We start from the raw sequence: 24,160 nt of genomic DNA on the forward strand, positions 1-24,160 counted from the left end.
CCAATACCCAACCAAACCTGCCGCTGCTTTAACGCTGCCCGCTGCCTGATTGGCGCGGGCCGTTATGCCGTGGTTAACCGATAAGGAAACTCATCATGCGTATTCTGACCCACGACCAACTGCACCGCACCGCCCCGGCTATCTTTGCTAACCAACCCGATGAAGCGGTCTCCGACCGTTATGGTTTCGTGCCCACCATCAACGTAGTCGATGCCTTGCAAGCCGAGGGCTGGTATCCAGTACGCGCCCAGCAGACCAACGTTCGCCAAGCCGAACGCCGCGACGTAGCCCGGCACATGATCCGTTTCCGGCAAGACCCCGATCGTCAAATGACCGTGGGCGATAGCGTCACCGAACTGGTGTTGACCAATAGCCATGACCGCACGGCGGCGTTTCAGCTTGATCTAGGGCTGTTTCGGCTGGTGTGCCTCAACGGCATGGTCACGCCGGTGGGCGATGTCGGCGGTATTCGGGTGCGTCACGGTAAGCAGATCGTCGATGAAATCCTGGAAGGCTCGATCCAGTTAAGCCATCAGGTGCCCCGCATTGCCGAAGGGGTGGAGGCGTTTCAATCCACGTTAATCAGCCGCGGCGAAGCTCAGCTGTTTGCCGAGTCTGCTCTGTCGCTGCGCTACGGCGACGACTGGCAACAGGCAAGCCCCATCCAACCCACTAACGTACTCGAAGCAAGGCGCAGCGAAGACGCCAACGGCTCGCTGTGGAGTGTCTTCAATCGCACCCAGGAAAACCTCTTCAAAGGCGGCTTACGTGGCCGCTCCCCCTCCGGTCGGGCTACTCGCACCCGACCGATTAACAGCGTAACCGAAGACGTGCGCTTGAACCGAGCGCTGTGGAAGCTCACCGAGCACTTTGCCGCCCTCAAGGGCACGCCCGTTGCCGCCTAATCCCTGATAAGGAGATCGATAATGACCTGCTATACACCGTACGCCCAGCTGGTAGTCGGGGAAAGCCCCGGCACCTACCGTGTTGATGGCGACGTCACCGATGCCCAGCTACTGCACCTGGCCAAGATGATCGCCCAGAAGCGGCTTAGTAAGGGCAATAAACTCGGCAACCCCGATGAAGTTCATCGCTGCCTGCAAACCCTGCTGCTCGACTACCCTTACGAAGTATTTGGTACGTTGCTATTAGATACCCAGCACCGGCTGATCGCCTTTGATGAGCTATTTCGGGGCACGATCGATGCCGCCAGCGTCTATCCCCGTGAGGTGATCAGGCACGCCATTGAACACAACGCCGCCGCTGTCATCCTGGTGCATAACCACCCCAGTGGCGATCCCGAACCCAGCGATGCGGATCGTCGCATTACCCAGCGGCTCAAGGAAGCCCTGGGCCTGGTGGATATTCGCGTCTTGGATCATGTGGTGGTGGGCCATGAAGGTTACACGTCGTTTGCTGAACGGGGGTGGCTGTAAGGCCACTCTCGTTATTAACCCAACACCTCAATATTCCGTCTCACCTGCCTCACGCCTGCCCTGACCGGCAGCGTGGGGCGGGGCTTGTCGCGTGGCGTTCTTTTTTTCTTTACGCAGTGAATAGATAAGATGAGAGGGCGTGCGGTTAAGCGTTTGCCAGCGCGGGCTGTGGTAAAATACGGGCATTGAGATAGGAGTGCGCATGGCCAGCAAAATCCACAATCGCCACGATCATAGCTACAAATTATTGTTCTCTCACCCCGAAATGGTCAGAGACCTCCTGACGGGCTTCGTCAAGGAAGCCTGGGTCGAGCAGCTTGATTTCTCGACGCTGGAAAAGGTGAGCGGCTCCTACATCACCGAGGATCTGCGTGATCGTGAGGATGATATTATTTGGCGAGTGCGCTGGGGTGACGATTGGCTCTACGTCTATTTGCTATTGGAGTTCCAATCTTCAGAAGACGAACACATGGCCGTGCGAATCATGACGTACCTGGGGTTGCTCTACCAAGACTTGATTCGTCAAAAATCCTTCACGCCTAGCGGCAAACTACCACCGGTGTTGCCAGTTGTGCTCTACAATGGAGAGAGACGCTGGACAGCGGCACAAAACATTGCTGATCTTGTCGAACGAGTACCTGGTGGTCTTGAGCGCTATCGACCAGATTTGGCGTATTTGCTTCTTGATGAAGGAGCGATTGTCAGCGATCCTGCGTGGTCGGATCAAATGCGAAACGTGGCTGCAGCACTCTTTCGGTTGGAACACAACCGTAACGAGCAAGACATGCTGGAGGTGCTTGGAACGTTGGTCGAGTGGCTCAAAGCCCCTGAGCAAACGGGTCTAAGGCGGGCGTTTGTGGTGTGGATACGCCGAGTGCTGTTACCTAGCCGGGCACCCGAGATGGAGCTGCCCGAATTTAGTGATTTACAAGATTTACACGAGGTGCATGACATGCTGGCAGAACGGATTAAGAAATGGCCTGAGCAATGGATAGAAAAAGGCCGTCAGGAAACCCTTGAGGAAGCCGAACAGCGTGTAATGGAAGCCGAGCAACGTGCGTTAGAAGAAAAGCGTGAAACGGTCCGTCATCTGCTGGCGTTTGGTGTGCTCAGTGATGAGCAGATTGCCGAAGCGACCGGCTTGACGACAGATGAGATTGGCAAGCTCCGCATTGAGCATAAGCACTGATACCACCTTCTACAGTTTGGTGGAGGATAAAGATATGTTGGCAGAGAATTTAGAGAACTGGGCACAGCAAGAACGCCGAGCAGAGCGCCAGAAGGTTCTGCAGGAAACTGAGCAGCGCGTATGGGAAGCTGAACAACGTGCCCTAGAAAGCAAACGCAACGCGGTCCGCAAGCTGATCGCCCGTACTGAAATGGATGACCAAGCGATCGCGGAGATCGCCGATCTATCGGTAGAGGAAGTTGATAAACTGCGTGCCGAAACACGGCACTGATCCGCTTTCATTCCTGTCTATCGCCGCCTCACGCACAAAAAAGGGCAGCCCCGATGGCTGCCCTCTGTGTATCTGTCTGATTTTTTTAGGTTGATGACTCCCCATCCGGTGGCTCGCCACTGCTAGGCGGTGACACCGTCTGACGTGGCGCATCGCGTGAAAGGGCCCGTTGACGCGCCGAGTGCTTGCGTTTGGCTCCCGGCAAGGCTTGAGTCTTCTCACCATCTTCTCGCGCCTCACGATCCCACGGCACCGACGCCGTGGCTGCATCCGCCGCATTTAACAACGAATCATGCGAGAGGTGCGCATAGCGTTGGGTGGTCTTCACCTGGGTATGGCCCAGCAACTTCTGCACTTCATATAACGAATGTCCCTTGTTGATCACGTAGCTGGCAAAGCTATGGCGTAAATCGTGAATCCGCACATCCTTTAGCCCCGCCTTGTTCCGTGCGGTATCCCACGAATTAAAGATGGCTATGAAGGGTTTGCCTGTCTTGGGGTTCGGAAACAGATAAGCGTTATCTTCCATACGCGGCAGCTTGCTTAACAGCGTTAAGGCTCCTTGCGACAGCGGCACATGGCGGGTCTTGCCCGTCTTGTTGAACTCGATGCGCCACAGCCGCTGCTCAAGGTCGAAATCTTGCCACTTGGCATTCAATACTTCCCGTTTGCGTGCCCCGGTGAGCAAAAGCATTGCCACGATGTAAGGCAGCAAGGGATTGGGCGAGGCTTCCAGCGCCTCGAACAACCGCAGCGCCTCATCATCTTTTAAATAACGCTCCCGCTGGTTATTCACCGGATACAGCTCAATGCCTGCCGTCGGGTTACGCGTTACGCCCTCCACCTCCCATTTCAGCGCCAGGTTAAAGATATAGCGGCACAGGATCAGCACCCGGTTGGTCGAGGCAGGTTCGTGCGTCTCTCGATGGTGGCTGAATACCTCGATCATATGCTGTCGCTTGATCTCATCCAGGTAGAGTTTATCGAGCTTAGGCAGTACGTGGTTGCGCAGTAGCGTCTCATCGGTCGCCCAGCTGCGTTTGTAGCCCTTGATGTAGGGCATGTAGTGCGCTGCCACGAACGCCCCGAAGGTCGGCACCTGTTTCAAGGTACGCCGCGTTTCAAACGGATCTTCCCCCATCGCCAGTTTAGCCTGGATATCGAGTACCCGTTTGCGCGCCTCGCTGAGTTTTAGCACCCGCGCACTCCCCAGTTTGCGTTCCACCTGTTTGCCACGAAGATCGCGGTAGCGACACGAGAAGGTTTTTGTGCCCGATGACAGCACCTTTAAGGACAAACCTGAGGTTTCTGTGTCGAAGTAGTCCACTTTGCCCGCTTCTGGCGGCGTGGTACGCTCCACGAACTGTTGGGAGAGTTTTTGCTTAGGCATACGATAATTCCTCTTTTAATTCCGTAAACGCTACTGAAGATAGCGTTTAAGGGTATTTTGAACGATTTTTAGGGGGCGTCAAGCATGACAGAGGAAAAAGTGCGGTTTGCGCTGGCAATGCGCATTGCCCGTGTCGCAATGGGTATGAGTCAGCAAGAGTTCGCCGATGTGCTGGGCGTGGCCAAATCCACGGTTGCTCGTAACGAAACCCTAGAGATGGCAATGCGTGCCGATACGCTGACGGCCATGCTGCGAGCGATGCGTGAACACGGTATCGAGATGGACGTTCTAGGTTCGCCGACGAGCCTGAGTGTCAAGATCAACGAAGAGGCCCTAAACAAAGCGGCTGAGCGGCTGAGCAAAAAGAAGTAGCAAGAGAATAACTGCTCAGCGGTAGTGAGGGCGTTTCATGGTGTTTTGTATCAGAAAGGTGTTTGCTCGTCGGGATTGTGTTGTGGTAGGCGCGTTTGGCAGCATCGGCCTGGTAATTAGCCACAGTTAATGATGTCGGAGGAATAGAACTGCGGTAGAAAAAGCCAAATGCCTGAAAGCCGCATGGTGTGAGGCTTTCAGTGCCAGGAAAAGGGACGTTGGAAGGGTGGAATCTGTCGAGACAATAGAAATGTGGTAGAAAACGTAAAAAAGGATTTGATAAAGGGTGTAAATTGTAATTAAAACAGGGTGTTGATGAAGGGTGAGACTGGCATGCTCACTGCAGATGTTGACGATCTGGTCGGCACCGCTAACGACGACACATTTACTGCCAACCTGACTGTTGCCAGCACTCAAACGCTGAACAGCTTCGATACGATCGATGGCGGCGAAGGTACTGACAGCCTGAGCGCTACTTTGATCAATACCGGTGCAGGCCTGAGCCCGACTATCGAGAACGTTGAAGTTCTGAATCTTCGTTCTATCGAAACTGGTGGTGCTACCGCTTCACTGGCTAATGCTGAAGGTGTTGAGCAGGTTTGGACCAACGGTTCTCAGACTAACCTGACAGTAAACAATGTAAGCGAGCTTGCGACTCTTGGCGCTCGCAACATAGCCCAAAGTGCAGGCCACACTTACAACGTCGTATATAATGCTGGCACTGTCGCAGCTGCCAATACTCAGGCGCTTGCTCTGGAAAATGCCAACCTGACTCTCGATATCGATCAGGCAGGTGCTAACCTGAACACTGTGCGCAACGTTAGCGTTGCCGCTGCTGGTGAAAACGTTGCCACTTTCGCTTCCACTGGTATAGATGGTTTGCTTGATAACGCAGCTATTCAGAACCTGACTATTACTGGCGAAGGTGACCTTGAAGTCGCAGCCGGTGGTAGCGCTGGTATCACCGCTGGTACTGTCGATGCTTCTGAAGCAACCGGTAACGTTGAATTGACCGTTACAGACACCGCTGCTGGCAACCTGGCTACTGGTGTTTCAGCACGCTCTGTAACCCTGGGCGCTGGTGATGATGTTCTGACCGCTCTTGGTAACATTTCTGTCGGTTCTTTCGAAGGTGGTGAAGGTAACGACACTATCAACGTCGATGGCATCTCTGGCACTCTGGTCAATGACCTGATTGCCAACGTCTCTGGCTTTGAAGTGCTTGGTCTGAATGGACTTAATCAAAGCGTAAGTGCAGCTACTTTGGCTAATGTTGGCTTCGATAGTCTTGTCGTAACTGACGCTAATGTTGGCACAGTTACCAACTTGACTGCCGATACTGAGCTGACACTGGTTGACGCTTCTGCTGGTCAAGACACCATTACCTTGGCCGTTACTGGTGCAGCAACCAACAACGATGCATCTTTCGGCTTCACTGCATCGGGCCGTGACGCTGCTAATGCTGATTACGCCGTTAGTATCGCAGATGTTGAAAACATCGCCGTCACCACTGTCGATGCCGATGCTGATGTCTTCCAGGCGACTAAACTAGCAATCACTTCTGCTGAGCTGAAGAACCTGACCATCTCTGGTGACGAAGCTGTTGTTTTCGATGGCTCTGCTAATGCCGCGCTGGAATCAGTCGATGTCTCCGGAGTAACCGCTGCCGACGCTGGTGCCAACGACTTGACTGTTAATGTCACTGTTGGCAACGGAGTGACCGTGACAGGCTCTGCTGGCGATGACAGCATCACTTTCGGTGAGTCTGGTGAAATCACTGGCGGTGCTGGTGAAGATCTGTTCGTTGCTGGGTCGGTAACCGCTACTGCAGCAGGCGTACCGCGCTTCAGCTCTATTACTGATCTGACCGCAGACCAAGATGACAGCATTGAGTTTGGTGCTGGTGGTACAGTGCTTTCTACCGCTACTGGCGGTACTGATGTCAATCAGATCGCAGAAGCAGATCTGGGTCTGGCGCCGGGTGCTACGGCAACCTTCGCAGACTACCTGAACATGGCTTCTGATCAGACTGTGGGTACTCTGAGTGGTTTCGAGTTTGCAGGTAACACTTACCTCGTTGAAGATAATACTGCAACAGTCGCTGGCCCGCCCGTTGCTGGTAACACCTTCGATGCGAGCGCTGACTTCATCGTTGAACTGACTGGCTCTGTAGACCTGACTGAGTTTACTTACGCCTAAGTCCTATCCCATCCGTCAATCCTCGATTGACGCTTGGTAAAGAGAACCCTCGGCCTTCGGGCCGGGGGTTTTTTCAATTAAGGAGCCCCTATGCCCCAATGGATTGCGCTCTCACGTACAGAACACTCAAGCCAACATGTGCTTCCGCGTGACGGCTATCACCACAGTGCCAAACAGCGCGTAGTACCCGTGTTGCTGGCTGAGCTGAACAAGCTGATTCCCCACTACGTATTGGGCTTTATTCGACAAGGCGAAAGCTACTCACCTGTTGCCGTGCTGGGCGTAAAAGATAATGCTTACCTAGCCCCCGATGGCCGCTGGTTTTCGCCTTACGTCCCGGCTCAGCTACGTGGCTACCCGTTTGCCTTGGCCAAGGCAGATAACGATCAGCAGGTGCTGGCACTCGATACCGCTCACTTAGTGAACGGCCCGGATGGCAAGCCGCTGTTCGATGAGCAGGGTGAGCTTTCCGAGCACACCCGCAAGGTCTACGACTTCCTGGCCCAGTGTGAGAAGAACCGCCTCGCCACCCAGCAAGCCGCTGATGTACTCGCCAAGCACAAGCTGTTGGTGCCCTGGGAATTGGTCATAGCCACGGATGCCGAAGGCGGCAGCCCGGTGAAGCTGGACGGCCTTTATCGCGTGGATGAGAAGGCGCTGAATGCCCTGGAGCCGGATGCCTTGGCTGAGCTACGTGGTGGCCCGCTGGCATTGGCCTATGCTCACTTGTTCTCTACCGCCCAGCACAAGGCACTGGCGGATCGCGTACAGTTTCAGGCCAAGTACGCCGAGCAGGGTAGTGAGGTGCCGTCCAGCCTCGATGATGTATTCGATGGCGACGATGATTTTGAATTTGATTTTAGTTAATAGGTTTTGAACATGGCAGACGAACTCACCATCGACGCCGCCGATTACAACGTCAATGGTGAGGGTTTGTGCCTGTACATCTGCAGTGGTCACTGTCTCTTGTTCAGAGATAATGGTCGATATAGACAGGGTTAGTCGCCGAAATCGAAGGTGAAGTCGTCGTCGCCTTCGTCAAATAGCTCGTCGGAGGTCATCGGGCCTTGAGTGGCCTTGGCCTGTGGCTGGGCCATCTGCGGGTACTTCCCGGCAATCGCGCCGTGGCGCAGGTTAGCCATGCTGAGCAAGTGGGCGTAGATCAGCGGCAATAAGCCTTGGTCACGTAGCTCGCCGAAGGTGCCCAGCGGTAGATTGTTGAGCGCTTTCTCATCGACGACTTCCATTCCAGTCAGTTGGCTGTCTTCGCCGTCGGCTCGCTTAATACGGATGGCACGCTCGATCAGGATGCCGAAATCACGCAGGGTCTTGAGCATCTGGGCGGTGCGGGCTTCCTGCTGTTTCATCTGCTGGAGCAGGTCGATACGCGCTTGCAGGGTGGTACTCGGCTTGCCGTTGGCATCAAACAGCGGTTGGCCATCATCGGTGCCGAGTTGCTCAGCTTCAGAATCAAAGGCAATCGCAAACTCGCCCTGCTTCTCCGGTACTTCGGTCAAGGCAAAGGGGTAAGCACGGATGCGGCCTGGAATATAATTGGCCAGCCACTTACCCTCCTCGGCAACGTAGGCGTTCACGCCCTGCTCGATGCCGGTGAGGGCCACGGGCAAAGCACGATCTTTGAGGAACACCAGCGGATATTCACGCGCTACGTCGGCCATCTCGGAATAGACGATGGGCACGAACAGCTCGCCGCTGGCGAAGTGATACTTCTCGGACGGTGTCAGGGTCAGGTTGGCGTGCGCCTGGGCTTTGAGTACTTGGGGAGTGCGGAACATAACTGACTCCGTGTTGCATGTTCTGAATGGCGAATAGTTTAACAAGCACCATAGAAAAGGGGCGCCGAAGCGCCCCTCTCATTTTGCGGTTAGACCGCGCTAAGCATAGGTTGCTTAGAATACCAGGCTTGCTTCAAGCGCTGCATCAGCAGCCACACCATTCAAGGTGATAGTACCGTCGAACTGGCCATCGGCAGCGGTAATTTCCGCATTTAAACCATTAGCAACAATGTTGAGGTCTTCTGTGCTGGAAATACCTTCGAACTGGCTAAAGTCGATGCGGTCGCGGTTTGCACCGACACCAGCTTCAAAACTAGACAGGTCGATATCGTTGATGTTGTCAGCTGTGAAGGTGAACGTCTCACGAACACTATCGGAAGCAGCAGTGTAATCCAAAGCTGCAGAGCCAACTTCAATAGATACCGCGCCATCAAAGGCTGCAGCAGAAGCATCAAGAACAATGCTACCGCCTTCAAATGCTGGCGTAGCCAGTGCTGTGTTGTAAGTCGCTGTCACACCGCTTAGGTCAATGCTAGTCAGATCAGCAGTGTCGACTAACTCAACAGTAAAGACAGAATCGCCGTCCTGTGATTCGTCGTTTAGCGTCAGGCTGGAAAGCGAAGTAACCGTGTTGTCGCTGTTGAAGTCAGCACCAGAGAAGTTAGCGGTAAAATCAGCTTCAGCATTCACAGTGGCAGAATTCAATGCTTCACCAGTGAAGGAGGCTGCTACAGTGCCGCCAACAACATCTTCGCTGTTAACGACAAGAGTATCAACAGCATCACCAAGGTCAAACGCAGCACCGTCCAGGGTAGACTCAAAGGTCAAACCCATTTCGGCACCAGTGTTTTCAACTGCGAAGCCAAAAGCACCAGAGACAGTATCTTCAAAAGTCAGGGCAGCTGCATCTGTACCTTCAAGGTTCAGAGTTGTACCAGCAGCAAGAGTTAGCGCGTCTGCGAAACTCAGAGCGTCAACACCCGTAACGCTACCGGCGGTGAAGTCAAGAGCATCAACTTCTGTATTAGAGGCAATTGCCGCAAGACCTAAGGTGTTTACGCCTTCACCCAGGTTGATCACTAGCTCGTTGTTGGCTGCTAGAAGCAAGGTACCATCAATAGTTACCGTGTCGTTACCGGCACCAGTCACAACATTCAAATCAGTAGCAGAAGCTGCACCGATATCGAGAGAGAGGTTGCCTGTGTAATTACCAGCGGCAACTGTTGTAATTGCAGCAAACTGCGCAGCTTCGGTCAATGTCAGCTGAGCTGAACCAGAGATGGTCAGGTCTGTAATGTTGACCAAGTCACCAGCAACTGCAATGTTGTTTGTGCCAGACACAGCATCAACAGTCAGATCAGTAATTGCTGTACCCGCGTCTAAAACGCTCAACGTAGCGGCGGTAGTTGCATTACCAACACCAGAAGCTGCAACAGTTTGCACACCACTAGAAGCGTTGTTGGCATAAGTCACGTCGTACGTAGTGCCCTGACGAACTGAGTTCAGGCCTAGCACAGCGCTTTCCTGCAGATTTGTCACAGTCAGGTCACGAGTAGAGCGGTCGTTCCACAGCTGCTCTACACCCGTTACATTAGTCATGTCCAATGTATTGGCAACAGTACGTGACTGGATATAGAACTGCTCAATACCGTCGACTGCTTCGGGAGAAACAGAGTCAACCGCACCACTAGTATCGGTGCCATTAAGAGCAGCGTTTAGACGATCTGTACCTTCACCACCGCTCAGGATGTCACCAGTAGTCAGAGTCTGGAATTCAGACAAACCACCACCGTCTTGTTCAGAGCTTAGCGGTGCGGTGAAAACATCGTCGTTCGCCGTGCCAGTCAGTGTATCGGTGCCTGCAGTGAGACTGAAGCTGCCGCCAGGAACACCCGGCACCAGCGCGTCAACTGATTCTTGAGCAGAAGTGACGGTTGATGCATCAGAAGTGACGGTTAGGCCAGCGCCAAAGTTCAGAGACGTCTGGTAGTCTGCTGGGGCTTCTTGCAGGTTGTCTGCGGTGTAGTCAGAAACGGCTACGCGGTTAGTAAACTGCGCGTAAGCTTGTGCAGTGGCCGGGTCTTCAGAGTTTTCGTACTGAGCGACAGCTTTAACTAGCTCAGAAGCAACCTGACCACGGCTCATGCCGCTTTCCAGCAAGTCAACCCAGTAAGCGATGCCTTCCGGATCGTCTGCGGCTGTCTTGTTCAGGGTGTTAGCGTAAATCTGTTCGATGAACGCTTGATTATCGGTAAGGGTATCGCCGAAATATTCTTGCGCGTCCGGCGTTTCCAACATTGCTGTAGCAGTAGCGGCGGCTGAAAGGTCAAGCCCCTGCCAGTAGCTGTTGCCAGCACCTTCCGAAGCCCGGTTAAAGATGGCTACGTAGAGCTCGGAAACTTGTGTTTTGGTTAAAGCCATTGTCCATTTTCTCCTAATCGGTACCGCGATCGAAATCGACGAATTTACCGCTGTTTCAAACAGCTCTTGCAAAGATGCATGAGCCGCTAATCTAAGTCAACAATCCGTTTACCACGAATTTCAACGAGCCCGCTGACACCACTTTGAGCCAAGCGCCTGTCGGAGGGGCTACATTGCCTATTGTGACATAAAGCGTCTCGAAAGAAACGTATGCAAGCGCAATAATATACCGGATTCACGATACTGCCCTCACCTTTAAGTCGCAATAGCACTACGACTGTACTAGGACAAGGTACGTAGCGAAAACCCGTTTTGCCGGGGCATCTCTATAAAATGTCCCATAAATCATTATAGTGGCAAGTTCAGCAATTCCAAGGTGTGTCGTCATTTTGGTTGATTTCGCACAGTTTCCCCCTCATCAATTAGGTGGACACTGCCCTTTTTTATGACCTTTTCATACGCTTAATACGGTGTTTCAGCATGGGTTTTTTGCGTTTTTTTCTTGCGGTGATGGTTCTGCTGAGCCATATGGGCATCTCGTTGGCGAGCATTAACCCTGGTGTGAGCGCCGTAGTGGTGTTTTATTTGCTAGCTGGGCATGTGGTTTGCCGGCTGTGGCAACGTCAAGCCACCCTGCCGCTTACGGCCAAACTAAGTTGGTTCTACACTGACCGCCTGTGGCGCATTGTGCCACTTTACCTTTATGCGCTAGTGGTTGGGGCGCTGGCATGGGCGCTGGGTGCGCAGAGCTATTTTATCTCGCGCGTGCCTGACGGGTGGGATTGGCTGCAAAATCTGCTGGTGGTGCCGCTGAATTATTACATGCTTAGCGGCATTGACCAGTTCACTCTGCTTCCCCCGGCGTGGTCGCTGGCAGCGGAACTGCAGTTCTACCTGTTGGTGCCTTTTTTACTGCTGAATCGCTATGCGCTGGCAGCGGCCTTGGCGCTGAGCGTGGTGGTGTTTCTCCTGGCGCAGTTTGGCGTACTCAATATGGATATATTTGGCTACCGGCTGCTGCCCGGCGTGCTGTTTATCTTTTTGCTTGGCGGCCTGTGGCAAGTGTCGTCAGCACCACGCTGGCCCTTGGGCGGCAAGCAGGCCGTGCTAGACGTGGGCTGGGCATTGGCCGTTGGGTATACTGTGTGGTTGATCACCACGCCGGGGGCGCGTGCGTCCTACAACCTTGAGGTGGCCTTGGGGCTTGCGCTGGGCGTGCCGTTGCTCATGGGGTTGGCGAGATTACGCTTCTCCCCTGGGCTGCACCGGCTGCAGCGTTGGTTGGGGGCATTGAGCTATGGGGTGTTTTTGCTGCACTTCCCGGTGATGTGGCTGCTTTCGGTGCTGGCCCCCGCCCTTGCCGAGAATGCGTGGGCGGTGGTGGCCGGTTCTACTGTGTTGGCCGCTCTTGGTCATGTGGCGGTAGAACGGCCGCTATGGCGCCGCTACCGCCGCATGCTGGCTTAGAACCCCCCCGGTCAGGCCGCCGTGATGGCGCATATCAGCTTGCCAGCATGTCGCTGAGCGTCTCACGTAGCGGCCGTGGGAATACCGCCGGGCACCACGCGTGCAACCGGGTAATATCCGCTTTCAGCTCAGGAATCTCGTTAAGCCGAACAAAGGCAGGGTTAACGCTTATATCAAGCGTGTGGCCGCTTAACGCTTCCAGCTGAACCAGCACATCGGTAAGCGCGGTGGCGTGGCCACTGCCGAGATTGACGACATCACCACTGTGGGCCTGGCCGGGCCATTGGTCCAACAACATGGCATAGCTGGCGACGATATCGCGCACATCGCTGAAGTCCCGCTTGACGTCAATGTTCCCCAGCTCAAGGGTCTCGGCGCGGCGCCTGAAGTGGCTGACGATCTTGGGTACTAAAAAGTGCTCGGCCTGCCCCGGTCCGGTGTAGTTGAACGGCCGGGCGATAAGCATGGGCAGCCGGCTTGCGTAGGTACGCGCCAGGTGTTCCATGGCCAACTTGGAAGCGGCATAGTGGTTAACCGGCGCGGGGGGCACCTGTTCGTGTACGGCGCCACGGGCATTGGCACCGTACACGTTGGCACTGCTGGCGAGCAGCACCCGCGGTGTGGTCTCCAGGCGCGCCAGGGCGGCCAGCAGGGTATCAGTCCCCAGTACGTTCACGCGGTAGAAATCCAGCGGCTCAGGGTGGCCAACAAACGACAGCGCCGCCAAGTGGTAGACGTGCTGCGGGACTTCTTGCTGAATCAGCGCGTCAAGCGCCTGATGGTCGTCAAGCGAGATGGCATGGTGCGTATCGGCACCGCAGGGTTCGCTGGCCAGGGCAACTACGCGCCGCCCCTGGGCTTTCAGGTGAGCGATCAGATGCCGCCCGGTAAAGCCGCTGCCACCGGTGACTAGGCTGGTGTGCATAGGTTCTCCTGTGGGTTTCCAACAAGGGACTCACTTTAGACATTGACGCCAGCGTCAATACGCTCCAGATCAGCTTCAACCATCATCTTGCAGAGCGTTTCGAGCGTAGTGGTGGGCACCCAGCCCAGCTCGCGCTGTGCCTTGCCGGGGTCGCCAATTAGCAGCTCGACCTCGGCGGGCCGGTAGAACTGTGGGTCGATGACCACGACCTTGTGGGCGGTAGCGATGTCGGTGGCGGTTTCGTTTTCGCCCTCGCCTTCCCAGCGCAGGGTGATGCCCGCAGCTTTAAAGGCCAGGGTGACGAAGTCGCGCACGGTTTCGGTGCGATTGGTGGCCAGCACGTAGGAGTCCGGCGTGTCGGCCTGCAGCATACGCCACATGCCTTCCACGTATTCCTTAGCAAAGCCCCAGTCGCGCTTGGCGTCGAGGTTGCCCAGTGCCAGGTGGCTCTGTCGGCCACGCTTGATACGCGCCACGCCATCGGTAATTTTGCGGGTCACAAACTCGCGCCCGCGCAGCGGTGACTCGTGGTTGAACAGTATGCCGCTGGTGGCGAAGATGTTGTACGACTCGCGGTAGTTAATGGTCATCCAGTGGGCATAAAGCTTTGCCACACCGTAAGGGCTACGCGGGTAGAACGGAGTCTCTTCGGTTTGCGGGACTTGCTGGACCTTGCCAAACATTTCGGAGGTCGAGGCTTGGTAGAAGCGGATACTGGGGTCAACAATACGTATCGCTTCAAGCAGATTAACGACGCCCAGGCCGGTAATCTCCGCTGTGGTAACAGGCTGGTCGAAGGAGACGCCCACAAAGCTTTGCGCGGCGAGGTTGTAGATTTCGCGCGGCTGGCAATTCTGGACCAGACGAATGCTCGACGACAGGTCTGTCAGGTCATACTCGACAAGATGCAGATTGGGGTGATCTTCAATGCCCAACGCTTCGATGCGCCAGAAGTTGACCGAACTGGTGCGCCGATAGGTGCCATATACAGTGTAGCCTTTTTCCAGCAGCAGTTCGGCAAGATAAGCGCCATCCTGGCCTGTAATGCCGGTGACAATCGCAGCTGTTTTCTCCATGCGTTGACCTTAATCTCTATGTAGTGGTGTTCAAGGGTGGGCGTCATTGGGCCGTTTGTGCACCCGGGGATGGTGACGTTAAGCGAATAATAGCATAGTCATCGCGCTCAATGACGCTTAGCGCTTCTACCTCTTTCAGGGCAGCAACAAGCGGCTGGTGACGAGGTTTCAGGGTGGTGTCGATCGGCCAGATGTGCGCCGCCCACAGCATATCGTGGTACGGCACCACCAGCGCATCAATGCCTGGATGGCGAAGCATGACGGGCAACGCCTGCTCGGGCGCTGCGGGCCATCCATGCATGATTAACTCCCGCAGTGGTTCAGGCCAGTGGCGCTTGGCCATGGCGAGGTTCTTGTCGCCGCCAATATTGTAGGCACGAATACCCAACTGGGGGGCAATAAAGTTGACCAGAAAGTCATTACGATAGGGAATGAAAAAAACCTGCTCGCCCGGCCTCAGGTCACGGGCCAGCGCAGGCACCAGGGTTTGACGGATATTGGCAATGGCTTCCCGGTATTGGCGGGTTACCTCCCATCGTGAGGCGTCCGGCAGATGGCTGATGATCAGCACGCCCATTAGCCCGGCCATCAAGGGATAGCGGCGCGTTTGCGCAGCGGCCAGCAGCGGCAACATCAGCGCCCATGCGCCCAGCGCTCCCAAGGCTGCCCAGCGGTAGGCAGCGCGCATGTTGTTGAACCCGGGTAGATATTCGGAGAGCAGCGCACTGCCGGTGGGTGCGGTGGCGTATTCTGCGGCCATGCTGGAAGACTGCCCCGGCAGATCAACAGGCCGGGTGTCGTTGACCTTGAGCGAAGGCCCAAGCGCCATATAGAAACCAAACAGCGCGATGGCGCACCAGCCCAACCATTGCGACTGTATCCGCCTGGCGGCGTAGGCACCGAAGGCCGCGACGATGAGTAACGGCAACAAAAAGGTGGTGTTCCATACTGAGGCGTCGCCGAAATGCTGCTCTGGCTTACGCACCTGGCTGAGATTAAGAGCATCCCACAGCCAGTGGATCCCGGCGCTGGGCTGCAACAGGTAAGTAAGGTCCATGCCCCAACCGCGGAAAAACTCAAGCGATGCGCCGCTAAAGTGGCTTTGGCCGATGTAGCGGATGAACAGAAGGTAGGCCAGGGCAAATGCCACGGCGTGGAGCGGCAGCAGGCACTTAGCTTGGGAACGCCAGTCGGCACGGGCATACCAGAGGTGGCTAAGGAGCAGGAACGACGACCCGCAAGCGAACATCATGAAGGTGTAGCCATCCATGAAGACGGCGACCAGGGCCGTGGCGAGATATAGAGCGTAAACCCAGCAGCGGGACGCGACGCTTTGCCCGTGGGCATTGATCACCGCCAGCACGACGCCGTGGTAGGCAGGCAGCAAGGCGATGCCCAGCGCCAGCGTCGAATACTGCGAATGCCACCACACCATGGGCAACGAGAGCCAGACGCTGGCGGCCAACAGGGCCAGGCTTGGGCTGACGCGATAATGGCGTGCTACCCAGTAAGCACCGAAAAACGCAGCGGTTAGCCAGGCAGCATACATCAGGCTAAAGGCATCTTCCGGAGCGATGCCAAGGCGCAGAAAAACCGCCGTCGGCCAGGCACCGGCAAGCCCAAAGGCAATCGGCGCAGGGGCCGGGCCGCCGAAGTGGGTAGCGTATACCGACCAAACGCCATTTTGCGCCATGGATTCGGCAAAACCAAGGATCCAGTTGGCCTGTCCAAGAGTGGGTACTGATATACCAGGTAGTGCGCCATGCAGCGTCAGCAGGCCGAGCAGCAGGATGATCGCGAGCGGCAAATGCGTCAGGCGCGCCACCGCCATAGAGAGCGGCGTTGATGACGGTAGGGATGTATTCACTTACTAGCGTCCTTGCGTTGTTGCAAACGTTGCTGCAAAACGGCGATACCCGCCGCGCTGAAATACACGATATCGCCGCCCAGCGTGACAAGCCTTGCTAATACTACAGCCAGTATCAAGCCCTGTTCGGGCAGGTAGCTGCCCAGCAGCGTCAGCAGGATGATTTCACGCACGCCCACTCCGGCAGGCGCGCCGGGCGTCACAAAGCCAATCAGCCAGGCGACGATAAAGCTGCTGCCAGCGGCGACGACCAGCGTGAAGGTGAGGCTTTCCGGCATCAAAACCAGCAAGATAGCGACAAATACCCCGGCAGAGACGAGCAGGAACAGCCAGTTCCAGATGAGCGCCTGGGTCAGCGCCCGGCTGAAGCGTCCCGCACCCCACCCCATTACGCCTAACGCGACCATCCATCCGAGTAACGCTACCCAGATGGGTAGAGCAGGCCATACCAGCGGTACAATCAGGACGGCGAACACGGTGGCGGCGATGGCCTGAACACCAAGCTCGACAGCCATGACGCGGGCCAACTGCCAGCCGGGCAGCCCGGCGGCCACAGCCAACACCTGCCGGCCGGCTAGGTGGGCGATGTTGCCGGGGATATATTTGGCGAGCTGCGACACCCCGTAGGTCAACACCGACCAACGCAGGCTGACGTTGAGCAACTGGTGGCGCAGCAAGGTGTGCCAGGCCAGTGCCAGGCATACATTGGCGGCGGCGATGACGCCGCACAATGCCAACAGGCCAACGCTTAGGCCGGGGGTCAGCAGGTCAAGATCAATATCGTGACGGTACTGATAAAGTCGGCGACCCACAAAGTAGAGGCTGGCCACCGCTATCACGCTGCCCATCAGGTGCAGTGAGCGTTTGAACGTGGGTGATTTTGCCCAGGCAAAACGCGTCATGAGGACGGGTTTTGGTCAGCCGTTGGCGGCATGACCTGAGGGTCCACGACGCGGTTATCCTGATTGGCCTTGACCGGTGCATAGCCTCCACGCTGTGCGGCCTCGTTCAGCTCTTGCTGGAGGCTGCGGGCGCGCAGCTCTTCCAGCAGCTTACGGTTGGCACTGAGCAGATCGGCCAAGAAGGCAACCAGAATGGTCTGGAACCCCATGCCCACAAGCACGCCGGCGAGAACCACCGACTGTATGTGCCCTTCGCCGTTTCCGGTGAAATAAAACCACAAAAAGCGCAGGCCCAGCAGCGCCCCCAACCCGAAAATCACCAGCCCGATGGTGCCGAAGAAACGAAACGGCCGGTAGATAACGAAGATGCGCACAATAGTCATGACCGAGCGCTGGATGTAAGTCGGAATGCTCTTGACCAGCCGCGAGGGACGCAGGTCTTCGTTGACCCCGACCGGCACGGAAGCAATCCGCATGCCTTTTTGACCGGCCTGGATGATAGTTTCCAACGTGTAAGTATAGTCGCTGAACACGACCAGCCGCTGGGCGGAGGTGCGCGAAATGGCCCGAAACCCGCTGGGGGCATCGGGCACATTGCTGGCACTGGCCATGCGCACTACCCAACTGCCGAGCTTTTGCAGCATCTTCTTGACCGGCGAGAAGTGCTCGATGGTGGTGATCGGGCGTTCGCCTATCACCATGTCGGCACGGTTCTGCAAAATCGGCTGGGTCAGCGCGGGAATACAGGAGGCGTCGTACTGGTTGTCGGCATCTGTGTTGACGATGACATCCGCCCCGCGATGCAGGCAGGCGTTGATACCTGTGGTAAAAGCGCGGGCAAGCCCTTGGTTGTGGGCGTGCTGCACGATGTGATCGACGCCGTTCTGCTCTGCGACTTTGACCGTTTCGTCGACGCTGCCATCATCAATAATCAGCCATTCGACCGTATCGAATCCTGATACCGTGCGGGGTAATGCCTGCAATGCCAGTGCGAGTGTGCCTGCTTCATTATAGCAGGGTATCTGAATAATAAGTTTCACGACGCCTCCCTGTGCGATGTACGTTGGCTAGTGTTGGTGAATGTAAGGTCAACCAGAGCGGCCTGCATGAGTTGCTGGTAGCGCTCGCCCAAACGCGTCCATTGACGGGCATCCAGCCAGTCCTGGCGAGCTTGGTGATAGTCGTTGCGTTGGCTATCGGTGGCGTTCAGCACACGAACAATGCCTTCAGCGATGTCGCGGCTGTCGAAGCCGCGGGTTTGCCACACCACGCCCTTTACCTCGTCAAAGATCGGCGCGGGCGTGGTAAGAATGTTGGGGCACGCGGCCACCGCCGTGCGCACGGCGGCACTGCTGGACTCCTGAGTGTACTGGTACGGCAGCACCACAGCGCTGCACTCGGCCAGGTAGCGCTGGGCGTCTTCCAGTGGCAGGAAGTCGGTCAGCCATTCAATGTGCTGCTCTACCCCCAGGCGCTGGGCGGTGCGCCGGCAACGGGCCAGCTCTTCACGGGAGCTGAGCTCATCGCGGACCGAGGTTACCAGGCGCAAGCGGCTATCTTCCGGCAGCAACTGCTTGTTGTGCAGCATGGCAAACGCTTCTATCAGCGCATACACGCCCTTATGGGGTAGCAGGAAACCAAAGCTGCCAATCACCGGCGCTTCTTGGGAGCTGGGTGCCTTGGCTTGGCTATCACAGGCGTCAACGCCTTGGGGAATCTGAGTGACGTTGTCGGTAATGCCGATACGTTTGAGGTAGTTGAGGTCGTCCAGCGTGTGCACAAATACGCGGTCAAAGGCGGCGAGCGTGGCGGCCACCGTCCGGCGGCGGGCGGCTTCAAAATCGATAACCGGTCGGGTGGTGTGTAGAGTAATGTAAACCCGCTTGCCCTGGCGGCGACATTGCTGCACCTCGTTTTTTAGCGCGCGGTCGAGCTCGTAAAATGCAAAGTGGTGCTGTAGCCAGACCACATTGCCGGTAGCGTCTGTTAGGCGTGGGCTTTGGCCGCGTTGCCAGCTGCGGCTCATAGTCGGCGACGCTTCTTGTTCACCTGAATGGGGTCGCTCACCTTTACTGAACTGCGGGGCGCTGATCGAGAAAGTAAACGCTGAGTTGTCGGCCTTGAGAGCCTCTATCAAGTGAGCGCTGTATTGGGCAACGCCGCAGGGTTCGTTCCATGAAGTGAACAGGCTCAAGGACAGCGACGGCACCGGTATGGGAGTGCTGGCCTGCAGGCGAGAGAGCGCGGCCAGTACCGATTCCACTGCGGCCGGTGAGAAAAAGCGTGCCTGCATAGCGTTATGTAGTTCGCGTACAGTGCGGGTAGCCGTTTCGCCGCCCTTACGCAGTGTCTGGACCTGCTGCTGCACCTGCTGAGTGAGGCTTGCCACGCTAGGCTCGGCCCAAACGGCCTCCCCGGCACTGAAATGTGACTGAGCGTGATCGAAGCAGTAGTTCACCCACCCCGAGAGTTGGGCCGGGGTAAAGTCGGTGTGGGCGCCATAGCCGGTGACTACCAGGGCGCGGGAAAATTCACCGGCTTCAATGGCAGGCATGTTGAGCCCTTCACCCCGGGTGGGCAGTACGACGATATCGGTGCTCTGATAGAGGGCGGCCATTTGCGCGGCATCGTAGTCTTCCATAATGATGCGCAGGCGGTCGCGATGCTTGTCGCTGACGTATTGCGTGGCCCAGGCCTCCACCTGATTGTGGGGGTTGGGGAAAGTCTTGAGGGTGAGGGTCAGCGCTGCATCGGCGGCAGCCAACTGCTCGAAGGCCTGCAACAGCACATCCACGCCCTTGCGTGGAAAGGCCGACGACACATGCAGCAGGTTGACGGTTTGCTGCTGGCTGACCCGGGCTAGATCATCGGCATCACTGTCAGCGGCGTGAGGATTGGCGACCAACGGTAGTGCGATCACGTGGATAGGCAGCGTACAGCCGCTGTCCATGAGTACCTTTTTGACGAACCAGGCGGTCACGATCACGCCGGTATAATGCTGGTTGAGGGTGTCAACCATGTCGCCCGGCACCCAAGACTCCTCCCAGAAGAACAACGCCACCGGCTGCCCGTGCTGGGGGTCGGGAACGATCAGCGGGTAGTGGTGGTAAAGCGACATGCGTTCATTGGCGGCGACCGCCTGCCAAGCAGTGGTATCGGTGAGTGCGTTGAGTCGCGCGACCTCGTCTTCGCCGCCCGGCGTGGCGTGTACGCGGGCTTCCGGACCGCCTTCATTGGGGGCCAGGCATAACGCCGGGGCGTGCTCGCTTGCATAAAGACGGGTCAATAGATGGCGGTTAACCGATGCCAGGCTGTAGCTGCCGTTAATATGGCCTTCCAAACGAAGCCCCTTGGGCATGGCGGCCTGATCAATGAGCGGGGTATCGCGCAGGGCTATCGCTTCAAGGCGGACGTCGGCAGTTAGCTCGGCTTCCAGGTTGGTGAAGTCTTCCTCGCTGAACTGCCCTCCCCGGCTGAACAGTCCATCGCTTGCGGCCATGCGCCTTAAAATGCGCAGTTTAAGAGCGGGGAAACGGTCAAGCACCTTCAGCGCCAAGCGCTTTAGCCAGGGAATCTGGGCCAGCTGGCGAAGCGCTTTGCCGCTGGTCATGTTCAGCTGGCGCTGCGCACCCATCACGTACCTGAGCGGTAGCGTGATACGCCACGAGCGGCTTTGCAGTACACTATTGAGGTGGTGCTCCAGGTGGCCATTGTGTTGTTCAAGCAGCTGTTTTTCCTGCTGCAGCTGTTCGATGGTTCGCCGATCCTCGACCAGCTGCGCTTCGCAGCGGGACAGCTGCTCGGTCTGCTGGTCTATTTTGGCGGCGAGGGTTTCCAGGCTGCCCTGCTGCGCTTCGCTGAGCTGTTCGAGGTACTCAAACCAGGGGCCGCTGACGTCATCCGCCTGCTTGTGGGCAATCAGCGCATAATCCGGGTAGGCGGAGACCACCCAGTCCAGATACTGGCGCAGCGGGGCGTCGTCCTCAGGCGGCTGGGGACCGTTGAGGCGTAAGATATTGGCTTTGGCATAGCCGGTGTCGGTGGCCACAAAATGCAGCAACGGCGGCGGCAGCGGATGACGATGGGTGGGGTCGAGGTAGAAACTCCACAGCCCCACCGTGAGGTTTTCGGGGTTGGGAGTTTCGAGAATAAGTACGCCCCCGGGCAGCAGCGCGCGATGCACCTCCTGGATCAGCGTGACCAGGCTATCGAACGGGATATGCTCGGCAATGTGAAAGCCGGTCACCGCAGCCAGGCTGTCGGTTTCGGCGGACTGAAGAGCCGCCAGGGCGTCATTGACCTCGACGTGCAAGCCGCTCTCGTTGCAGGCAGTGGCCATGCTTTCGTTGGTGTCGATCCCTTTGGCGGGCCAACCGTTTTCCTGCATCAGCTCCAGCCATTCGCCCCGGCCCGAGCCTAAATCCACTGCCAAGGCCTCCGGGTAGCGCGCCATGATCGGCGCCAGCAGCGGCAAATAGACTTCGAGGCGTTGCTTGATGGCGTCTTTTTCGCCGCGAAAATGATTGGTAAAGCGGGTATAAAAATCCATTAAATTGACTCGTTTGATGCTGAACTTGTCGCGGCCTGTCGCTCGCATTCAATGGTAGGCATCACCCAGCTGGTGCCCAGAAAGAAGTCTTTTTCCATATTGACCATCTGAAATACCAGCGCATGGTCAATCCATTGGTAGTTGTGGGTCAGGTGAGTGTCGCTTCTGTGCAGCGACAGCGACACCGAGTAGCTGCCGGGCCCCAGGTTGGCGTTGAAACGCACGCGGTAGGTCAGCGTTTCACCGGCGCTCAGCTGACGCTCTATCTGGTGGGTGTGCCAAGTATTAGTGCCGAAAACATCCTGGCCGACACGGTCTTTGAGCTTGTAGCCGATGACCAACTCTGGCAGGTCAACGTGGATGGTGACGCTGATGCGCAACTCCACCGCTTGGCCTACATCGACCACATCCAGGGCGTTGCCGTTGGTAGCGTGCAGGCTGATCTGTTTGACGCTGGCCTCGCCAGACCCCGAGCGGGTCTGTATCTGGCCGCTATCTAACGGGGTGATCTCTACCCGGTCGTTTTCCTTTTTGGCAATGATTGCATTGTAGTAGTCCATGATGTCCTGGGGCAGCCCGTCTTCCAGCACCCTGCCTTCGTCAAGCAGGATGGCGCGGTCGCAGAGACTTTGAATGGCAGCTTTATCATGGGAAACAATTAAAAGCGACGTGCCCTCGCGCTGAAATTCGCGAATGCGGTCGAAACTTTTATGTTGAAAATAGGCGTCGCCAACCGAGAGGGCTTCATCGACAATTAGGATATCGGGCCGGAAGGCGGTGGCGACCGAAAACGCCACGCGCATTTGCATACCGCTTGAGTAGACGCGCATCGGCTTGTCGAAGTATTCGCCTATTTCGGCAAAGGCTTCGATGTCATCCATGGCGGCATCTATCTGAGCCTGAGTAAAGCCCATCAACCCCGCCGAGTGAAGCACATTCTGCCTGCCGGTCAACTCGCCGTTAAAGCCCATGCCAAGTTCGAGGATAGCGGAGACGCGGCCATGGGTGCGTATGTAGCCTTCGGAGGGCAGCAGCGTGCCGGTAATCATCTTGAGCAGGGTACTTTTACCCGCACCGTTCTGCCCCACGATACCGACGGCTTCACCCTGGGCGATATCAAAATTGATGTCGCGCAGTATCCAGGTTTCTTCCTCGGGCTTTACCGCACTGAACCAGCTGGCCACACGCATCAGTTCGTTACGGTAGCGACGGTAGGCCTTGCCCAACTCGCGTATTTCGAGCAGCGCTTTAGGCTGTGAGGCCGTTGATGACGATGAGGGGGTTGGCTGGGTCATAGGGCATCCACCATTTCCGGGCTGGCTTTGCGAAATAGCACCGCGCTCAACAATAAAAGCCCGACGCCCAGCATGGTCAATCCGGCCAGCGCTGCGATCGAGGGTGCCTGCCCGTAGGCCAGTACGCTGTGATAGGCGCCGACCAGATGGAAAAGCGGGTTGAAGGCGATCAGCGTTTGTAACGCTTCGGGCACGATTTCGGCCGGGTACACCACCGGGGTAAACCAGAACAGAAACTGCATGACGATGGGCATCAGCTGACCAATATCACGGATGAAGACGTTGAGAATCCCCAAGGTGAGCCCGAGGCCCAGCGCCAGCAGTACCGTAATGCCGGTCAGCACCACCAGCCAGGGCAAGGTACTGGGCGTAAAGTGGCCCAGCACGGCAAACACCACCAGAATCACCACAAACAAGGCTAGATTATTGATCAGACAGGAGCCGGTGATAATCATGGGCAACGCTATTTTTGGAAACACCAGCTTTTTCATCAGGTTGGCGTTTTCAATGAAGACGCCAAGGCAGCGGTTGAGAATTTCGCTGAACAGGCTCCAGCCCAGCATTCCGGCGGTGAGGTAGATGGCGTAGGCGTACTGGCTATCAATGCCTGGCAGTTTGGCGGCCAGCACGGCTGAAAGAACAAGCGCATAAATCAATACCATGGCGAGCGGGTGAATAATCATCCAGGCCCCACCAATCCGGCTACGTGCGAATCGCGTCACCATTTCGTGACGGATCGACGTGGCAATAAACTGACGGTAGCGCCATGCTCCTTTGAGGGACTCAAGCATTCCATTACCTTTTTACGCGTCGTGGGCAGTCATTAATTTGAAGGAGAGACATGGTAAGCTAAGCGCTTGCCGTGCACCACCGTTACTATCAGGAACGAGCAGCGTGAGTTATCCCTTAAAGGGGAGCATTCCCCCACCTCGCTTATTATATAAAAACGTTGACATAGCGGTAATGTACTCACCATACGCCCCGGCTATTAGCGACGTTTACGAG

General features: G+C 56.6%; 19 protein-coding genes. 8 read left to right on the forward strand and 11 right to left on the reverse strand.

The annotated features are described in order from the left end of the window. The first annotated feature begins 95 nt into the window (after positions 1-95). The 4 genes from RZA33_RS16715 (at position 96) to RZA33_RS16730 (ending at position 2,896) form a co-directional block, all read left to right on the forward strand. Entirely contained in the window at positions 96-905 is an 810-nt protein-coding gene (locus RZA33_RS16715) for a DUF932 domain-containing protein (RefSeq protein WP_317508836.1), read from the forward strand. 21 nt (positions 906-926) lie between these two features. Then, the gene (radC, locus tag RZA33_RS16720; protein ID WP_317508837.1) at positions 927-1,436 is read left to right on the forward strand and encodes a RadC family protein; all 510 of its coding nucleotides are present in this window, start codon (positions 927-929) and stop codon (positions 1,434-1,436) included. A gap of 202 nt (positions 1,437-1,638) precedes the next feature. Next, a complete protein-coding gene (locus RZA33_RS16725; protein WP_317508838.1) occupies positions 1,639-2,625 on the forward strand; it encodes an Rpn family recombination-promoting nuclease/putative transposase in 987 nt (328 codons plus the stop codon). A 34-nt stretch (positions 2,626-2,659) separates the two neighbouring features. Next, the gene (locus RZA33_RS16730; protein WP_317508839.1) at positions 2,660-2,896 is read left to right on the forward strand and encodes a hypothetical protein; all 237 of its coding nucleotides are present in this window, start codon (positions 2,660-2,662) and stop codon (positions 2,894-2,896) included. A gap of 85 nt (positions 2,897-2,981) precedes the next feature. On the opposite strand, the gene RZA33_RS16735 is transcribed toward RZA33_RS16730, so the two are convergent. Beyond that, positions 2,982-4,286, reverse strand: a complete 1,305-nt coding sequence (locus RZA33_RS16735; RefSeq protein ID WP_317508840.1) for a tyrosine-type recombinase/integrase — start codon at positions 4,284-4,286, stop codon at positions 2,982-2,984. Positions 4,287-4,370: 84 nt separating this feature from the next. On the opposite strand from RZA33_RS16735, the gene RZA33_RS16740 reads away from it, so the two are divergent. The 3 genes from RZA33_RS16740 to RZA33_RS16750 all read left to right on the forward strand — a co-directional run bounded on the left by RZA33_RS16740 (position 4,371) and on the right by RZA33_RS16750 (position 7,724). Next, positions 4,371-4,658, forward strand: coding sequence for a helix-turn-helix domain-containing protein (locus RZA33_RS16740; RefSeq protein ID WP_083025515.1), 288 nt, complete (start codon positions 4,371-4,373; stop codon positions 4,656-4,658). A gap of 333 nt (positions 4,659-4,991) precedes the next feature. Beyond that, a complete protein-coding gene (locus RZA33_RS16745; RefSeq protein ID WP_317508841.1) occupies positions 4,992-6,857 on the forward strand; it encodes a hypothetical protein in 1,866 nt (621 codons plus the stop codon). A gap of 90 nt (positions 6,858-6,947) precedes the next feature. Further along, positions 6,948-7,724, forward strand: a complete 777-nt coding sequence (locus RZA33_RS16750) for a SapC family protein (RefSeq protein ID WP_317508842.1) — start codon at positions 6,948-6,950, stop codon at positions 7,722-7,724. 131 nt (positions 7,725-7,855) lie between these two features. Here RZA33_RS16750 and RZA33_RS16755 read toward each other — a convergent pair whose 3' ends face one another. After that, positions 7,856-8,653, reverse strand: coding sequence for a SapC family protein (locus tag RZA33_RS16755; protein WP_317508843.1), 798 nt, complete (start codon positions 8,651-8,653; stop codon positions 7,856-7,858). A gap of 114 nt (positions 8,654-8,767) precedes the next feature. Further along, a complete protein-coding gene (locus RZA33_RS16760) occupies positions 8,768-11,074 on the reverse strand; it encodes a beta strand repeat-containing protein (protein WP_317508844.1) in 2,307 nt (768 codons plus the stop codon). 480 nt (positions 11,075-11,554) lie between these two features. Here RZA33_RS16760 and RZA33_RS16765 point away from each other — a divergent pair, with 480 nt between their 5' ends. Next, a complete protein-coding gene (locus RZA33_RS16765; protein ID WP_317508845.1) occupies positions 11,555-12,541 on the forward strand; it encodes an acyltransferase in 987 nt (328 codons plus the stop codon). A gap of 34 nt (positions 12,542-12,575) precedes the next feature. Here the strand turns inward: RZA33_RS16765 and RZA33_RS16770 are convergent, their stop codons facing one another. The 8 genes from RZA33_RS16770 to RZA33_RS16805 are packed head-to-tail and all read right to left on the reverse strand — an operon-like array spanning position 12,576 to position 23,946. Beyond that, a complete protein-coding gene (locus tag RZA33_RS16770; protein ID WP_317508846.1) occupies positions 12,576-13,466 on the reverse strand; it encodes an NAD-dependent epimerase/dehydratase family protein in 891 nt (296 codons plus the stop codon). Positions 13,467-13,501: 35 nt separating this feature from the next. Beyond that, entirely contained in the window at positions 13,502-14,542 is a 1,041-nt protein-coding gene (gene gmd / locus RZA33_RS16775; protein WP_317508847.1) for a GDP-mannose 4,6-dehydratase, read from the reverse strand. 43 nt (positions 14,543-14,585) lie between these two features. Next, positions 14,586-16,409, reverse strand: coding sequence for a hypothetical protein (locus RZA33_RS16780; RefSeq protein WP_317508849.1), 1,824 nt, complete (start codon positions 16,407-16,409; stop codon positions 14,586-14,588). Further along, positions 16,406-17,311 (reverse strand): hypothetical protein, encoded by a 906-nt coding sequence (locus RZA33_RS16785; protein ID WP_317508850.1) that lies wholly within the window; start codon positions 17,309-17,311, stop codon positions 16,406-16,408. Before RZA33_RS16785 ends, RZA33_RS16780 begins: the two co-directional genes overlap by 4 nt. Beyond that, complete coding sequence (locus tag RZA33_RS16790; protein WP_317508851.1) at positions 17,308-18,351, reverse strand: glycosyltransferase family 2 protein; 1,044 nt, start codon at positions 18,349-18,351, stop codon at positions 17,308-17,310. Before RZA33_RS16790 ends, RZA33_RS16785 begins: the two co-directional genes overlap by 4 nt. Next, positions 18,348-21,860: a glycosyltransferase gene (locus RZA33_RS16795; protein ID WP_317508852.1), complete on the reverse strand. Its 3,513-nt coding sequence runs from the start codon at positions 21,858-21,860 to the stop codon at positions 18,348-18,350. The genes RZA33_RS16790 and RZA33_RS16795 overlap by 4 nt, the downstream gene beginning before the upstream one ends. Further along, on the reverse strand, positions 21,860-23,155 hold the full coding sequence (locus RZA33_RS16800) for an ABC transporter ATP-binding protein (protein ID WP_317508853.1): 1,296 nt from the start codon (positions 23,153-23,155) through the stop codon (positions 21,860-21,862). Before RZA33_RS16800 ends, RZA33_RS16795 begins: the two co-directional genes overlap by 1 nt. Beyond that, complete coding sequence (locus RZA33_RS16805) at positions 23,152-23,946, reverse strand: ABC transporter permease (protein WP_317508854.1); 795 nt, start codon at positions 23,944-23,946, stop codon at positions 23,152-23,154. The genes RZA33_RS16800 and RZA33_RS16805 overlap by 4 nt, the downstream gene beginning before the upstream one ends. Positions 23,947-24,160: the final 214 nt, after the last annotated feature.

The organism is Halovibrio sp. HP20-59, from assembly GCF_033052795.2.
Taxonomy (GTDB): Bacteria; Pseudomonadota; Gammaproteobacteria; order Pseudomonadales; family Halomonadaceae; genus Vreelandella.

Bases quoted from the DNA above. Each gene is read 5' to 3' on its own strand.
- RZA33_RS16765 (WP_317508845.1), top strand. From the start codon at position 11,555: ATGGGTTTTTTGCGTTTTTTTCTTGCGGTGATGGTTCTGCTGAGCCAT.
- RZA33_RS16755 (WP_317508843.1), bottom strand. From the start codon at position 8,653: ATGTTCCGCACTCCCCAAGTACTCAAAGCCCAGGCGCACGCCAACCTG.
- RZA33_RS16805 (WP_317508854.1), bottom strand. From the start codon at position 23,946: ATGCTTGAGTCCCTCAAAGGAGCATGGCGCTACCGTCAGTTTATTGCC.
- RZA33_RS16795 (WP_317508852.1), bottom strand. From the start codon at position 21,860: ATGGATTTTTATACCCGCTTTACCAATCATTTTCGCGGCGAAAAAGAC.
- RZA33_RS16785 (WP_317508850.1), bottom strand. From the start codon at position 17,311: ATGACGCGTTTTGCCTGGGCAAAATCACCCACGTTCAAACGCTCACTG.
- RZA33_RS16725 (WP_317508838.1), top strand. From the start codon at position 1,639: ATGGCCAGCAAAATCCACAATCGCCACGATCATAGCTACAAATTATTG.
- radC (WP_317508837.1), top strand. From the start codon at position 927: ATGACCTGCTATACACCGTACGCCCAGCTGGTAGTCGGGGAAAGCCCC.
- RZA33_RS16745 (WP_317508841.1), top strand. From the start codon at position 4,992: ATGCTCACTGCAGATGTTGACGATCTGGTCGGCACCGCTAACGACGAC.
- RZA33_RS16750 (WP_317508842.1), top strand. From the start codon at position 6,948: ATGCCCCAATGGATTGCGCTCTCACGTACAGAACACTCAAGCCAACAT.
- RZA33_RS16760 (WP_317508844.1), bottom strand. From the start codon at position 11,074: ATGGCTTTAACCAAAACACAAGTTTCCGAGCTCTACGTAGCCATCTTT.
- RZA33_RS16800 (WP_317508853.1), bottom strand. From the start codon at position 23,155: ATGACCCAGCCAACCCCCTCATCGTCATCAACGGCCTCACAGCCTAAA.
- gmd (WP_317508847.1), bottom strand. From the start codon at position 14,542: ATGGAGAAAACAGCTGCGATTGTCACCGGCATTACAGGCCAGGATGGC.
- RZA33_RS16770 (WP_317508846.1), bottom strand. From the start codon at position 13,466: ATGCACACCAGCCTAGTCACCGGTGGCAGCGGCTTTACCGGGCGGCAT.
- RZA33_RS16715 (WP_317508836.1), top strand. From the start codon at position 96: ATGCGTATTCTGACCCACGACCAACTGCACCGCACCGCCCCGGCTATC.
- RZA33_RS16735 (WP_317508840.1), bottom strand. From the start codon at position 4,286: ATGCCTAAGCAAAAACTCTCCCAACAGTTCGTGGAGCGTACCACGCCG.
- RZA33_RS16730 (WP_317508839.1), top strand. From the start codon at position 2,660: ATGTTGGCAGAGAATTTAGAGAACTGGGCACAGCAAGAACGCCGAGCA.
- RZA33_RS16740 (WP_083025515.1), top strand. From the start codon at position 4,371: ATGACAGAGGAAAAAGTGCGGTTTGCGCTGGCAATGCGCATTGCCCGT.